Raw genomic sequence first — 14255 nt, 5'->3', positions numbered from 1 at the left:
GGGTCCGAGTTCCCCGCCGTCGCGGTGGGCATGATGCTCAGATGCCCGTCACCTTCCCCTCCGGGGGCATCCGTGCCAAGACCCCGGCCGGCCGGTGGGTGTTGCTCGCCACCGTGCTCGGCTCAGGCATGGCGATGCTCGACTCGACCGTGGTCAACGTCGCGCTGCCCAGCATCGGGAACTCCTTCGACACCTCGCTCGCGGCGCTGCAATGGACGATCAACGCGTACACCCTCACGCTGGCCGGACTGATCCTGCTCGGCGGCGCGCTCGGGGACCGGTACGGGCGGCGCCGGGTGTTCGTGATCGGCGTGGCCTGGTTCGCGGTGGCCTCGCTGTTGTGCGGGATCGCGCCGAACGTGGACATGCTGATCGCCGCCCGTGCGCTCCAGGGTATCGGCGGCGCGCTGCTGACGCCCGGTTCGCTGGCGATCATCCAGGCCACCTTCCACGCCGACGACCGGGCCCGGGCGGTGGGCACCTGGTCGGGTCTGGGCGGCGTGGCGAGCGCGATCGGACCGTTCCTGGGCGGGTGGCTCGTGGACGCGGTCAGTTGGCGCTGGGTCTTCCTGATCAACCTGCCGCTCGCGGCCGTGACCATCGTGGTGGCGCTGCGTACCGTCCCGGAGACCTTCGACCCGCAACCCCGGGGCCGCTTCGACGTGACCGGCGCGGTGCTGGCCGCGCTGGCGCTCGCGGGGGTGACCTGGGCCCTGGTCGAGGCACAGACCACTCCGGTGGCGGCGGGCCTCGCGGGCGCGGCCGGGGTCGCGACGGCCGTGGTGTTCGTCGCCGTGGAGAAGCGCACGCGCGAGCCGATGTTGCCGCTGGACATCTTCCGGGTCCGGCTGTTCACGTCGGTCAACATCGTGACGTTGTTCGTGTACGGCGCGCTGGGCGCGTTCATGCTGCTGCTGGTGCTCGAACTCCAGACGGTCGCAGGGTACTCGGCGCAGCAGGCCGGCTTGTCGCTGCTGCCGGTGACCATGGTCATGCTGCTGCTCTCGGCCCGGTCGGGCGACCTGGCCCGGCGGATCGGCCCGCGCCCGCAACTGACGCTGGGCCCGCTGGTGTGCGCGGGCGGCCTGCTGACGCTGCTGCGGATCGGCCCCGACGCGTACTACCCGGCCGTCGTACTGCCCGGCGTGCTGATCTTCGGCCTGGGGCTCGCCGTGCTGGTCGCGCCGCTGACGGCGACGGTGCTGGCGTCGGTGGACGTCAGTCGGGCGGGCATCGCGAGCGGGGTCAACAACGCGGCGGCCCGCGCGGCGGGCCTGCTCACGGTCGCCGGACTGCCGGCCCTGGTCGGCCTGTCCGGTGACGGCTATCGGGACCCGGGCGTGGTGGACACGGGCTTCGACCGCGCCCTGTGGATCTGTGCGGGTCTGCTGGTGCTGGGCTCGGCGGTGGCCTGGTTCACCATCACGCCCGAATCGCTGGCCCCGACGGAGCCGGAGGCCGAGCGGGCCAAGCCGTGCGTGCGCGTGGGCTGCGACATGGCCGGGCCGCCGCTGGATCCGGGGCACGAGGAGGTGGGGACGGGGCGGTAGGGACGTGGGGGCGCCGGCGCGCGGATGTTGCGCGATCCGGTTCGGGACGAGGGGGTCACGGTGTCGCCGACCACGCCGTGCCCGGGCGAGACCGATCGGGGGGCGGGCGACATCGTGGGGTCGAGCATGGTCGGGTGATCGCCGATGGCACGGCGACCCGGGGCCCGGGTCGGCGGCCGGGGTCCGGAGGTCCGGCCGGCTCGGGTGGACGGGTCGGTTCGGGGCGCCGGGCGGATGGGGGCCGGTGGCCCGTAGCGTGGCCGCGGATGTGCGTCGGTTGTGCGGCGGTGAGGAAAGGGCGGCGGGATGGATACCGGGGTCGATGGGCTCGTGGTCAAGGTCGAGGGCGAGGTGGCGACGCTGCGCATCGATCGCCCGCACGCCCGCGGCGCGTTGACCGCCGCGATGTGGGAGGCGCTGCCGGGGACGTTGGCGGCGCTGGAGGCCGACCCCGAGGTGAGCGTGCTGGTGCTGACCGGCACCGACGGGGTGTTCTCGGCGGGGGCCGACATCCGCGAACTGCGCGGTCACTACGCGACGGCCGAGGCGGCGGACGCCTACCACGCGCTGAACTCGGCCGCGGAGCAGGCGTTGGCGGCGTTCGCGAAGCCGACGATCGCGTATGTGCAGGGCCCGTGCGTGGGCGGCGGATGCCAGTTGGCCGGGGCCTGCGACCTGCGCTTCGCGGACACGACGGCGCGATTCGGGGTGACGCCGGCCAAGCTCGGGATCGTCTACGACGCGGGCTCCACGGCCCGGCTGGCCCGGCTGGTGGGCGTTTCGACGGCCAAGTACCTGCTGTTCTCGGCCGAACTGATCGACGCGGCCCACGCGCTGCGGGTCGGGCTGGTGGACAACGTTTTCGACCCGACCGAGGCCGACGAGAAGGTCTACGGCTTCGCCCGCACGATCGCGTCCCGCTCCCAACTGACGATCCGGGCCGCCAAGGACCTTTTGGCGACGGACACCACGGACCCGACACGGCTCGCCGCGTGGCGCGACACGTGGGAGCGCGAATCCCGCGGCTCGGCCGACGTCCGGGAGGGCCTGTCCGCCTTCACGGAACGACGCGCCCCGCGCTTCGCTTGGCCCCGGTAGCCATGCTCGTGGCCGCGTGGCCCTGATGGGTCCATGCGGCTCGGGTCCGCTTGGCCGCGCTCGCGAGGCACTCGGCTTTGATGGTGTGCCCACCCGCCCACCCGTTGCGTGTGTTCGATGGCTGCGGGTTTTTGGTGACCGGTGGGCCCGGTCCGGCCTGTCGAGCATGTGGTGTGGCTGCTGCGGGCTTGGGCGCATGGTGCTGCGGTTGCGCCTCGGGTTGCTTTGGGTTGTGTACCCACCCGCTCCACCCGTTGCGTTTGGTGCGGAGGCTGGGGTTTTACGGGCGGCGGCGTGACCTGCTCCGGCCCCGCGGCCTCCGGTGGGGCCGGTCGCGGGCGGGTGGGATTGGGGCGTCAGGGGCGGTGTGGGGGCGGGGTCCGGCTCCTCGGCTTCGTGGATCCCCGGTGTGGTCGGGGATTTCGGGGCGGTGTGGCGCTTGGTGTGGCCGGCGTGGGGTTTTGGGGCTGAGGCGCCTGGGTCGGCCTCTCTGGCGCGGGTGGGGCTGCTCGCGGGTGGGTGGGTCGGGCCACGAGAACGAGGCGGGCTTTCCCTGAGTCGCCGAGTTCGGCTGCGGATTGGCGCGTCAGCGCCCACGATGTGGGTGGGTATTCGTGATCGACGTGCGGAGCGCGGAGAGCGGCGGAGCCGCGGGTTTGGGCTTTGTGGCCCGGAGCGAAGCGGAGGGACGCGAAGCCCCGAGCGAGGGGCCGCCTTTTTTCTCGGAGGAGCGTAGCGGGGGAGTGAAAAAAGGTGGTGCCTCGCGAGCCGGCGACGAAGTCGCCCGACGAGGGCGCTGCGGATTGGCGCGTCAGCGCCCACGATGTGGGTGAGACCTTGTGATCGACGTGCGGAGCGCGGAGAGCGGCGGAGCCGCGGGTTTGGGCTTTGTGGCCCGGAGCGAAGCGGAGGGACGCGAAGCCTCGAGTGAGGGGCCGCTTTTTTGCGGAGGAGCGAAGCGGGGGAGCAGAAAAGTGGTGTCTCGCGAGCCGGCGACGAAGTCGCCCGACGAGGGCGCTGCGGATTGGCGCGTCAGCGCCCACGATGTGGGTGAGACCTTGTGATCGACGTGCGGAGCGCGGAGAGCGGCGGAGCCGCGGGTTTGGGCTTTGTGGCCCGGAGCGAAGCGGAGGGACGCGAAGCCCCGAGCGAGGGGCCGCTTTTTTGCGGAGGAGCGAAGCGGGGGAGCAGAAAAGTGGCCCCTCGCGAGCCGGCGACGAAGTCGCCCAAAAAGGGGAGACCGAGTTGTCTGACAGATCTGCTCATACCGCATTGTTGCGTCGGGCCGCTCGGGTGTTGCCGCAGCGGTTGCCGGAGTTGACGGATCGGCTCGTGGCGGAGCTGCAGGTGCTCGAACCCGCCTATCTGGACCGCGGGGTGCCGCCGGACGAGCTTTGGCAGAGTGCGCACGAGGCGTTGCGGGTCGGGGTGGGCGCGCTCGCCGTGTGGCCGCGCGAGTTGGAGGGCAGCCAATGGGCGTCCGGGCGGCTCGCGCGTCGGCGGGCCGAGCAAGGGGTGCCGCTGGACGCGCTGTTGCACGCCTATCGGCTCGGCGGCGTGCTGTTGTGGCAGACCCTGGTCGAGGTCGCCGCGGAGCAGGAGCCGGACGAGGTGCGGCTGTTGGTGCATGTGGCCACGGATGTGTGGAACTTCGTCGATCGGCACGCGAGCGCGATCGCCGACGCGTATCGGCGGGTCGAGACCGAACTGACGAATCGTCATGACGAGCGTGTGCACGCCCTGTTGGACACCCTCCTGGACGGCCGGGCGCCGGCGGCCGATCTCGCCGCCGCTGCCGCCGTGCTCGATCTGCCGGAGCGCGGCCGGTACGCCGTGGTCGCGCTGCGCCATCCGCTGCCCGGAACCGGGGTGCACGACACGCCTCGGCGGGTGGCGCCGAGCGGGATTCGGGTGGTCTGGCGGGCCCGCGCGGAGGGGGAGTTCGCGGTCGTCCTGCTCGGCACGGCGGGGTTGGACGAGATTGCGGAAACGTTCGGCCCGGCGGCCGGGTCCCGCGCCGGCATCAGCCCGATCGTCGACGGGCTCGCCGCGTTGGGCCGGGCTCGACGGCTCGCCGAGATCGCGTTGCGTACCTGTACCGCCGACGGTGAGTGCGCCCGGTTGGACGAGCGGTTGCCCGCCGCGCTGGTCGCCTCGCAGCCCGACCTGGCGCACGACCTCGCGGCACGCGTGCTCGGGCCGATTCTCGCGCTGGACGCGGTCGACCGCGATCTGCTGCTCGGCACACTCGGCGCCTGGCTCGATTCCGGCGGCTCCGCGGTCCGCGCGGGCCGCAGGCTGTTCTGCCACCGCAACACCGTGCTCAATCGGCTGCGCCGGCTGGAACAGCTCACGGGCCGTGAACTCGGCCTGCCGCGCGACCTGGTGGAACTAGCCCTGGCCCTGGACGCGCACCGCCTGAGCACCTGAGCCCCCGGCCCGACCCAGGCTCCCGCGAAGGTGGGCCGAGCGGCGCACCCACCCGTGGCACCGACCCCGTACCCACGCACCGGGCCCCGTTCTGTGCCGCTGCACAAGAGCGTTGCCGTCGGGTTGGTCGGTTGCCCCGTTGTGCGGCCGGGATCTGGACTCCCATCGTGGCCCGTGCTGTGATCGCGGTCACTCCAACAGCGGGGGAGGGGTGCGATGGAATCGGGAGCGCTCCTCGTCGAGGGGCTCGAGGTCGTCTACGGGCGGTCGGTGCGGGCCCTGCGCGGCGTATCGCTCGATGTGCCGGTGAGCGGCGTGGTGGCGGTACTCGGGGCGAACGGGGCCGGCAAGAGCACATTGCTCCGGGCCGTCTCCGGGACGTTGGCCCTGCATCGGGGCGCGGTCGCCGCGGGCACCATCCGCTACGCCAGCGAACGGCTCGCGGGTCGTGATCCGGCCCTGATCGTGCGCGCCGGCGTGGTGCAGGTACCGGAGGGGCGAAGGGTGTTCGCCAACCTCTCGGTGGACGAGAACCTCCAGGCCGGGGCGCTGAGCACCCGCGGCTCGGCACTGATCCGGAGCAACCGCGAGCGGGTCTTCGACCTGTTCCCGGTGCTCGCCGAGCGGCGCGAGCAGCGGGCCGGACTGTTGTCCGGTGGCGAGCAGCAGATGTTGGCGATCGGGCGGGCGTTGATGGCCTCGCCGCGCTTGTTGCTGCTGGACGAGCCCTCGCTGGGTCTCGCGCCGCGGATGGTGGGTCGGATCGCGGGCGTGATTCGGGAGATCGCCGCGCAGGGCGTGGCGGTACTGCTCGTCGAGCAGAACGTCACGGTGGCCCTGGATCTCGCCGAGAAGGCCTATGTGCTCGACGTCGGCGAGGTCCGGCTGGCCGGCTCGTCCGCCGACCTCGCGCGTACCGACGAGGTGCGCCGGCTGTACCTCGGCGAGGAGGAGACGGCCGCCCCGGACGCCGCTTCCGCGCCCGCCCGTCCGACCCCGCGCAAGCCGCTTCGGAGGTGGGTGGGATGACCGCCGCCACGACCGTGACCGCCGACGGGCGCGAATTCGACGTGCCCGAGTTGACCGTACGCGCGGTCACCGTGCGCTTCGCCGGCCTGGTCGCGCTGGACGCGGTCGGCTTCACCGTCACGCCGGGCACGATCCACGCGGTGATCGGCCCGAACGGTGCGGGCAAGTCGACCTGTTTCAACGTGCTTTCGGGGGTGTATCGGGCCGACCGCGGCACCGTGCACCTGGGCGGGCACGAGTTGACCAGGCTGCCGCCGCATCGGATCGCCGCGCTGGGCCTGGCCCGTACCTTCCAGAACATCGTGCTCACCCAGGGCACGGTCGCGGACAACCTGCTGCTCGGCCGGCACGTGTTGACCGACTCCGGGTTCGCGGCCACCGCGCTGCGGCTGCCCAGGGCCGTCCGCGAGCAGCGGCGGCATCGCGAACGGGCTCGCGAGATAGCCGAGTTCATGCACCTCGGCGCGGTCTTCGACGCGCCGGTGGGGCTGTTGCCGTACGGCATGCGCAAACGGGTCGAGATGGCCCGCGCGTTGTGCATGGAGCCCAAGGTGCTGCTGCTGGACGAGCCGGTCGCGGGGATGAACGCCGAGGAGCGGGCCGAGACCGCCGACGCGATCGCCTCGATCCGTGAGTCGCTCGGCATCTCGATCGTGCTGGTGGAGCACGACATGGGCCTGGTGATGCGGATCGCCGACGAGGTGACCGTGCTGGACTTCGGCCGCCGGATCGCGAGCGGCGCGCCGGCCGACGTCCAGCGCGACCCGGCGGTGATCCGCGCCTACCTGGGGACCGGCGAGGAGGCCGACGACGAGGTCGTCGGCGGTGTCGCCGCGGATCCCACCGACCGGGAGGTCCCGACATGACCAAGCTCGCCGAGATCATCCTCAACGGCTTCGCCCTCGGGTCCGTGTACGCCCTGATCGCGCTCGGTTTCGTGGTCGTCTTCAAGGCGTCCGGGGTGATCAACTTCGCCCACGCGTCGCTGCTGCTGCTCGGCGGGTTCACCGTCGCCAAGCTGCACGAGGACCTCGGGTTCGCCCTCGCGCTGCTGGTCGCGGTGCTGGTGACGGCCGCGGTGGCCGGACTGGTCGAGGTGCTGTTCATCCGCGGCCTGGGGCGCACCGAGGTGCACACCCTGACCATCCTCACCATCGGCGTGGACATCCTGCTGACCACCGAACTCACCCGCCGGATCGGTTCCGACGTGCTGGGCACGGGTGATCCGTGGAAGGCCGGCGTGCGCGACTGGGGCGGCGTGCATGTCGCCGACGCCCGACTGGCGTGCATCGTGGTGGCGGTGGTGCTGATCGGCGCGTTCTTCGCCGCGTTCCGGTTCACCGCGTGGGGCCTGTCGATGCGCGCGGCCGCCGAGGACCGCGAGGCCGCCGCGCTGATGGGCATCCGGCTGGGCCGGGTGCAACTCATCGCGTGGTGCGTCGCGGGCGCCCTGGCCGCGGTCGCGGCGGTGTTCCTGGCCGCGTTCCCCTCGGCCGGCCTGGATCGCTCCACCGGCCAGATCGCGCTCGCCGCGTTCCCGGCGGCGATCCTGGGCGGGATGGACTCGGCGGCCGGCGCTTTGGTGGGCAGCCTCGTGGTGGGCCTGACCGCCGCGCTGATGGCCGGCTACCAGAGCGACATGACCTGGCTCGGCGCCAATCTCGGCGACGTCGCCCCGTACGTCGTGATGCTGCTCGTGTTGATCTGGCGGCCGACCGGCCTGCTCGGCTCGAAGGAGCGTGCCCGTGTCTGACCGCCTGTCCCCGACGGTGCCCAGGCCCGCGGAGTCGGTGCCGACCCGGCACACCTCGACAGCCGCCTCGGGACTGCGCCGGCTGGCCCGCCCCGGTGTCCTGGCGGCGGTGGTGCTGGTTCTGCTGGTGCTGCCGTTCTACGTGACCGCGTTCTGGTTGCAGACCGGCCTGTTCGCGATGGCCGCCGCGATCGGCGCGATCGGCCTGAACCTGCTGTCCGGCACCACCGGCCAACTCTCGCTCGGGCACGCGTTCTTCCTTGCCTGCGGCGCGTACGGCTACGTGTGGTTCGCGGGCGACTCGGGCAAGGTCGGCATCCAACAGCTCAGCGGGGTGGGGCTGCCGCCGCTGGTCGCACTCGTGCTCGCGGTCCTGCTGACGGGCATCGTGGGCGGCCTGTTCAGCCCGATCTCCGGCCGGCTGCGCGGGATGTACCTCGGCGTGGCCACGCTGGCCCTGGTGTTCATCGGACACCACGTCATGCTCAACGCGAAGTCGGTGACCGGCGGGTTCAACGGACGCTCGGTCACCCCGATGGAGTTCGGCGGCTTCACGCTCACCGACGGCGACCCGGACGGCCTGGAGGTGCTCGGCATCCCGTTCGGACAGCTCGAGCGGCTCTGGTACTTCGCGTTGGTGCTGGTCCTGGTCGCCGCGTGGACCGCGCACAATCTGCTGCGCGGACGTCCGGGCCGGGCGCTGGGCGCGGTGCGCGACAGCGAGATCGCCGCCTCCGTCATGGGAGTTCCGGTGGCCCGCTACCGCTCGGCGGCGTTCGTGGTGTCGTCGATGTACGCGGGTCTGGCCGGCGCGCTGATCGCGATGATCTTCAACCGCGTGGTGCCGGACTACTTCGGGCTCGCGCTGTCCATCGACTATCTCGCGATGATCGTGATCGGCGGTCTCGGCTCGGTCAGCGGCGCCGTGGTGGGCGCGGTGTTCGTGACCATGCTGCCGCAGGTGCTGAGCAAGTACGCCGACACGCTGCCGCTGGTGGTGGCGCCGGGCAGCCCGGACTCCGGGGTGGGACCCGGGGAGGCCGCGCGCTACCTGTACGGCGCGGCGATCGTGCTCGTCCTGCTGTTCGCGCCCGGCGGCCTGGTGGGCCTGCTGCGCGGCCGGCCCGGCGGCGGTCCCGCGGGCCGCCGCACCGCACGACTCGGACGTACCAAGGGCTCCATCCGTACCGGCTCGAAGGGGTAACACAGTGAGGCTCCGGAATGGCGTGCGCGTGGGGGCGGCGCTCGCGGCGCTCGTGCTGGCCGCGACGGCGTGCAGCACCAAGGGTGACGACGACAAGAAGGACAAGCAGTCCGGTGGTGTCAAGACCGGACCCGGGATCACCGACACCACCATCACGCTCGGCGCGCTGACCGACCTGTCCGGTCCGTACGCGCCGCTGGGCAAGAGCATCGTCAACGCGCAGCAGTTGTACGTGGACGAGATCAACGCGCAGGGCGGGATCTGCGGTCGCAAACTGGCCGTGACGGTGCGCGACCACAGCTACGACGTACAGAAGGCGGTGGCCGCCTACACCGAGATCAAGGGCGGCGTCGCGGGCTTCCCGCAGGTGATCGGCTCGGCCGTGGTCACCGCGTTGCAGGACAGTCTGAAACAGGATCAGATCCTCACCTTCCCGCAGGCGTGGGCCGCGACGCTGCTGAATCGGCGCGAGATCCAGATCGTCGGGACAACGTACGACGTCGACATGATCAACGCGATGGACTTCCTGGGCCAGGCCGCCCAGCTCAAGTCCGGGGACAAGGTCGGGCACGTCTACTTCGAGGGCGAGTACGGCGAGAACGCGTTGGCGGGCGCGAAGTTCGCGGCCGGCAAGACCGGGGTGCAGATCGTCGAGCAGAAGATCAAGGCGACCGACACCGATCTCACCGCGCAGATCGCCGCGTTGCGCGGCGCCGGGGTGAAGGCGATCCTGATCAGCGCCGGGCCGACCCAGACCGCGACCCTGGTCGGCTTCGGCGCGGTGGCCGGTTTGCGGGTGCCGGTGCTCACCAGCGCGCCGGGCTTCCACCCCCAGGTGATGGCCAGCGCCGCGGCGGGCGCGCTGGAGCAACTCCTGTACGTGGTCAGCGCGGCGCCGGCGATCGGGGCCGACACACCGGCGGTGAAGAAGCTGGCCGCGGACTACAAGGCCAAGTACCCGGACGGGACGCTCGATCAGGGCGTGATCTCCGGATACAACGCGATGAAGATCTTCGGTGAGGACCTCAAGGCGGCGTGTGCCGACAAGGACCTCTCGCACGCCGGGATCATCGCCGCGCACCGCAAGCAGAAGCAGATGGACACCGGGCTCGGGGTGGCGCAGGACTTCTCCGACCCGGCCAAGCCGGCGAGCTACAAGTCGTACATCCTCAAGCCGAGCAAGGCCGCGCCGGGCAACCTGGTGGTGGCCAAGGAAGCGTTCGAGGTGCCGGCCGTGCACGAGTACAAGCTGCCCGCGGCGGGATAGCGGCGCGGTTCGGCGGTGGTGGGGCTCGGGGGCACGCGCCTCGAGCCCCTCCTGCTAGGCCGGGCGGTACGCGCTGCCGGGTCGGAAGGTGAGGGTGATCCGGGCGCCCGGTCGAGCGGTGGCGTCGGCGGTCAGCGCGGCGCCGGTGAGGGTGTGCAGGCGGGCGATGCCGGTGCCGGCGTGGGCGGCGACGCTCGGGCGGGCCCGGGCCGCCGCGAGGGGGCCGTCGGGGCCGGTCATCCGGCTGGGCGGGCCGCCGGCGTGGCGCAGTTCGACCACGCCGGGGCCCAGGATCAGGTATTGCAGGTCGTGCCCGAGCACCCGACAGGCGACCACCGAGGCGGCCGGGGTGGCGTCGTGCGCGAGATCGCAGCGGGCCCCGTGCAGTGCGGCGGTCTCGGCGATGGTGTCGGCCAGACAGTCCGCGATGCCCCGGTCCGGGCGGTCGGTCAACCGGGCCAGCAGATGTACGCCCAGCCGGCGCAGGAACCAGTCCATGCCGTGCCCGCACCCGCCCACCGGCTCGGTCAGCGCGGCGGCCACGACCACGGCGGCCTCGGGCGAGGTGAGCGCGAACGCGCGCGCCCCGGAATCGTTTCGCGGGTCGTCGACGACCACCTCGGCATGCACGATGATCAGTCTTGGGGACGAAGGCCCGGTCCGGACAGGGGTGCGGCGTCGATTGGCTCGAACGTGTGGCCCGCGGCCCGGTTCGACCGGCTTCTCGGGCGCGTGTTCGTGACCGGCGGCGCGGCCGTACGCTGGCGCCCATGACCGACGTGGAGAGCCGACGCAGGATCAACGAGGCGATCAGCTCGATCCGCAGACTGATGAGCAGCCGCCGACTGGACGCGTTGCACGTGGAGCGCTCCGGCGTGCCGTTGAGCCTGGTCGCGATCGGTGTGCTGCATCGCATCATCGACTTCGGGCCGATCCGGCCGACCGAGTTGGCCGAGCGCGCCGACATCCAACCGGCCGCGCTGAGCCGGCAGATCCGGATCCTGGAGGAGGGCGCCTACACGGTCCGGGTCACCGACCCCGACGACGGTCGGGTCGCGCTGCTGGAGGCCACCGAGCGCGGGCGGGAGGCGTACCGGATGTTCGTCGCCGCCAACGACACGATGCTGGCCCGGCAGCTGGCCGGCTGGACGGCCGAGGAACTCAACGATCTGGCCGATCGCATGCAGCGGTTGGTCGCGGACCTGCGCGGGCCGCTCGACGAGGAGTGAGGACACCGCGCCCACCTCGCCCGAGAAGATGATTGACCCTGTTAATTAACCGGGTTAACGTCCGATCATGGCATGGGACTTCAGCACCGACCCCGACGTCGCGGCCGAGCTCGACTGGATCCGCCGGCTGGTGGTCGAGGAGATCGAACCGCTCGACCTGGTCCGGGCCCGGATGAGCGCGGAGAACTGGCGGGCGGTCACCGACCCGCTCAAGCAGGCGGTCAAGGACCGCGGCCTGTGGGCCGCGCACCTGGACCCGGCGCTCGGCGGCGGCGGTTTCGGCCAGGTCCGGCTGGCCCTGATGCACGAGATCCTCGGTCGTACGCCGTCCGCCCCGGCGATCTTCGGCAACCAGGCGCCGGACTCGGGCAACGGTGAACTGCTCGCGGTGGGCGCGACCGACGCGCAGAAGGAGCGCTGGTTGTGGCCGCTCCTGGCGGGCCGGCTGACCAGTTCGTTCTCGCTGACCGAGCCGCACACGGCCGGGTCCGATCCGACCGGGATCCGCACCCGGGCGGTGCGGGACGGGGACGAGTGGGTGCTGGACGGGCACAAGTGGTTCGCCTCCAACGCGCGCCGCGCGGACTTCGTGCTGGTCTTCGCGGTCACCGACCCCGAGGCCGAACCGCACCGCCGGGCGTCGATGTTCGTGGTCGAACGGGACACGCCCGGGATGCGGATCGTGCGCGACGTGCACACCATGCACCACCCCTACGACGGGGCCGAGACCGCACACCTGGGCGGTCACGCGGAGATTCGGTTCGAGGGCTGCCGGGTGCCGCACGCGCACCTGATCGGTGCTCCCGGCGACGCGTTCACGCTGGCGCAGAAGCGGCTCAACGCCGGCCGCATCCACCACACGATGCGCTGGATCGGTCAGTGCCGCCGAGCCTTCGACATGCTCTGCGAGCGGGCCCTGTCGCGCCGTTCGCACGGTCGACTGCTGGCCGAGCATCAACTCGTGCAGCAGATGGTGACCGAGTCCACGATCGGGATCGAGGCATTGCGGCTGATGACCCTCAAGGCCGCGTGGACGTGGGACCACCAGGGCCCCAAGGCGGCCCGGCAGGCGGTCTCCGAGGTCAAGTACTGGGGCGCGAAGGTGCTGCACGACGTGCTGGACCGGGCGATCCAGGTGCACGGCGCGCTGGGCTACTCGACCGACCTGCCGTTGGAGGAGATGTACCGCGTCGCGCGCAACTTCCGGTTGTCCGACGGCGCGGACGAGGTGCACGTCGCGCAGGTCGCCAAGCTCGCATTGCGCGGCCACACCGCGGTGGAGGGCTGGCCGAGCGAGCACATCCCGACCCGCCGCGCCGCCGCGGAGGAGCGCTACGCGACCTGGCTGGACCTGCCGTGACGGCGGTGGGCGCCGGGGTGCCCGGGACGCCGGACGTGCGGGCGCTGACCGCGTGGTCGGTGGCGTGCGGTGTGCTCGCCCCCGGGGTCGAGGTGCGGATCGAGCCGCTGGCGGGCGGGTCGTCCAATCCGACCTACCGGGTCCGGGGCGGCGACGCGGACCTGGTGCTGCGTACGCCGCCCGTGCGGGGCGGGTTGCCCACCGCGCACGACATGGACCGCGAGTACCGGTTCCAGAGCGCGCTGGCGGGCAGCGCGGTGCCGGTCGCGCCGATGGTGGCGTCGTGTGCGGACCCGTCGGTGATCGGGGTGCCGTTCTACCTGATGGGCCGGCTGGACGGGGTCGTGCACGCGCGGGCGGAGACCGTGCGCGATCTGCCCCCGGACCTCGCCGCGGCGGCGGGCCGCGCGCTGGCGCGCACCCTGGCCGCGCTGCACGCGGTGGATCCGCTCGCGGTGGGACTGGCCCCGTACGCGCGGCCCGAGCCGTATCCGGTACGCCAGTTGCGGCGCTGGCGGCGGCAGTGGGCGGCCTCCGGCGCGGATCCGGTGCCGGTGGTCGACCGGGTACTGAGCGTGCTGTCCGAGCGGTTGCCCGATGCGGGCGGGGAGCGGATCGTGCACGGCGACTACAACCTGGCGAACGTGATGTACGAACGGGACCGCCCGGATCGGGTGCTGGCGGTGCTCGACTGGGAAATGGCCGCGCTCGGGCCGCCGGCGGCGGATCTCGGTCAACTGCGCGCGTACTGGGGTCCGGCCGGCCGGTTGTTGTTCGCCGAACGCGGGGGGCATCTGCCGGACGCCAATCCCGGGTTGCCCTCGGCCGGCGAACTGGTCGCCGAGTACGCCGAGACCGCCCGACGATTCGCCGGAATCGAGCTGAACAGCCGTCATATCCCGTTCTGGGAAGCCTTCGCGGTGATCAAGCTGGCGATCGTCTGCGCGGGTGCGCTGCGTCGCGGGACGAATCCGTCCGGTGTGCGTCGGGCGCGGATCGTGTCCCTGGTAACCGGTTTGGCAGACATTGCCCAGGACACGCTGAAGGAGTGAGGTTCCGCCTGGAACGAACCCCGAAAATCGGGACAAATACCTCAATGGTTGTGCGGGGAAAGGTAAAATTATCAAGAACTTCACCCCGGATACGCATGAGTAGCCGGTTGAGGGGCCAAGATTGCAGGTGTTCGCCAGGGAGCGTGGCGAACACCTTGAGACGAGGCGGGCCCGGCCGGGGCGGGCCCGCGTCGTCCCTTCCCGGCAGTGCCGGGGCGTGTACACACCGCCTCGAGCCGACCACCCCACCACCGATCGACGGCCCGGCCGACACCCGCGCCGG

Annotated in this window: 12 protein-coding genes; 11 read left to right on the top strand and 1 reads right to left on the bottom strand. The window is 71.9% G+C overall.

What is annotated here, in order from left to right; translation table 11 throughout:
• Positions 1 to 41 precede the first annotated feature (41 nt).
• The 8 genes from ACIBSV_RS23780 to ACIBSV_RS23745 all read left to right on the top strand — a co-directional run bounded on the left by ACIBSV_RS23780 (position 42) and on the right by ACIBSV_RS23745 (position 10331).
• The gene (locus ACIBSV_RS23780) at positions 42 to 1550 is read left to right on the top strand and encodes an MFS transporter (protein ID WP_395866166.1); all 1509 of its coding nucleotides are present in this window, start codon (positions 42 to 44) and stop codon (positions 1548 to 1550) included.
• A 306-nt stretch (positions 1551 to 1856) separates the two neighbouring features.
• Complete coding sequence (locus tag ACIBSV_RS23775) at positions 1857 to 2648, top strand: enoyl-CoA hydratase/isomerase family protein (protein WP_395866164.1); 792 nt, start codon at positions 1857 to 1859, stop codon at positions 2646 to 2648.
• Positions 2649 to 3893: 1245 nt separating this feature from the next.
• A complete protein-coding gene (locus ACIBSV_RS23770) occupies positions 3894 to 5078 on the top strand; it encodes a PucR family transcriptional regulator (RefSeq protein WP_395866162.1) in 1185 nt (394 codons plus the stop codon).
• A 216-nt stretch (positions 5079 to 5294) separates the two neighbouring features.
• Entirely contained in the window at positions 5295 to 6107 is an 813-nt protein-coding gene (locus ACIBSV_RS23765; protein ID WP_395866160.1) for an ABC transporter ATP-binding protein, read from the top strand.
• Positions 6104 to 6973, top strand: a complete 870-nt coding sequence (locus ACIBSV_RS23760) for an ABC transporter ATP-binding protein (protein WP_395866158.1) — start codon at positions 6104 to 6106, stop codon at positions 6971 to 6973. The genes ACIBSV_RS23765 and ACIBSV_RS23760 overlap by 4 nt, the downstream gene beginning before the upstream one ends.
• On the top strand, positions 6970 to 7860 hold the full coding sequence (locus ACIBSV_RS23755; protein ID WP_395866156.1) for a branched-chain amino acid ABC transporter permease: 891 nt from the start codon (positions 6970 to 6972) through the stop codon (positions 7858 to 7860). The genes ACIBSV_RS23760 and ACIBSV_RS23755 overlap by 4 nt, the downstream gene beginning before the upstream one ends.
• Before the next feature lie 37 nt (positions 7861 to 7897).
• Positions 7898 to 9064, top strand: coding sequence for a branched-chain amino acid ABC transporter permease (locus ACIBSV_RS23750; RefSeq protein WP_395866510.1), 1167 nt, complete (start codon positions 7898 to 7900; stop codon positions 9062 to 9064).
• Between the two features lie 4 nt (positions 9065 to 9068).
• Positions 9069 to 10331 carry an ABC transporter substrate-binding protein gene (locus ACIBSV_RS23745; protein ID WP_395866154.1) on the top strand — a complete coding sequence of 421 codons (1263 nt, stop codon included), beginning with the start codon at positions 9069 to 9071 and terminating at the stop codon, positions 10329 to 10331.
• Between the two features lie 54 nt (positions 10332 to 10385).
• On the opposite strand, the gene ACIBSV_RS23740 is transcribed toward ACIBSV_RS23745, so the two are convergent.
• Positions 10386 to 10961 (bottom strand): hypothetical protein, encoded by a 576-nt coding sequence (locus tag ACIBSV_RS23740; RefSeq protein ID WP_395866152.1) that lies wholly within the window; start codon positions 10959 to 10961, stop codon positions 10386 to 10388.
• A 140-nt stretch (positions 10962 to 11101) separates the two neighbouring features.
• On the opposite strand from ACIBSV_RS23740, the gene ACIBSV_RS23735 reads away from it, so the two are divergent.
• The 3 genes from ACIBSV_RS23735 to ACIBSV_RS23725 all read left to right on the top strand — a co-directional run bounded on the left by ACIBSV_RS23735 (position 11102) and on the right by ACIBSV_RS23725 (position 13972).
• A complete protein-coding gene (locus tag ACIBSV_RS23735; RefSeq protein ID WP_395866150.1) occupies positions 11102 to 11560 on the top strand; it encodes a MarR family winged helix-turn-helix transcriptional regulator in 459 nt (152 codons plus the stop codon).
• Positions 11561 to 11627: 67 nt separating this feature from the next.
• Positions 11628 to 12920: an acyl-CoA dehydrogenase family protein gene (locus tag ACIBSV_RS23730; protein ID WP_395866148.1), complete on the top strand. Its 1293-nt coding sequence runs from the start codon at positions 11628 to 11630 to the stop codon at positions 12918 to 12920.
• A complete protein-coding gene (locus tag ACIBSV_RS23725; protein ID WP_395866146.1) occupies positions 12917 to 13972 on the top strand; it encodes a phosphotransferase family protein in 1056 nt (351 codons plus the stop codon). The genes ACIBSV_RS23730 and ACIBSV_RS23725 overlap by 4 nt, the downstream gene beginning before the upstream one ends.
• The last annotated feature ends 283 nt before the right edge of the window (positions 13973 to 14255 follow it).

The sequence above is a fragment of the Embleya sp. NPDC050154 genome (assembly GCF_044460165.1).
Classification (GTDB): domain Bacteria; phylum Actinomycetota; class Actinomycetes; order Streptomycetales; family Streptomycetaceae; genus Embleya.
Note: the sequence above shows the minus strand (reverse complement) of the source record. Positions and strands in the feature narration are given on the sequence as shown.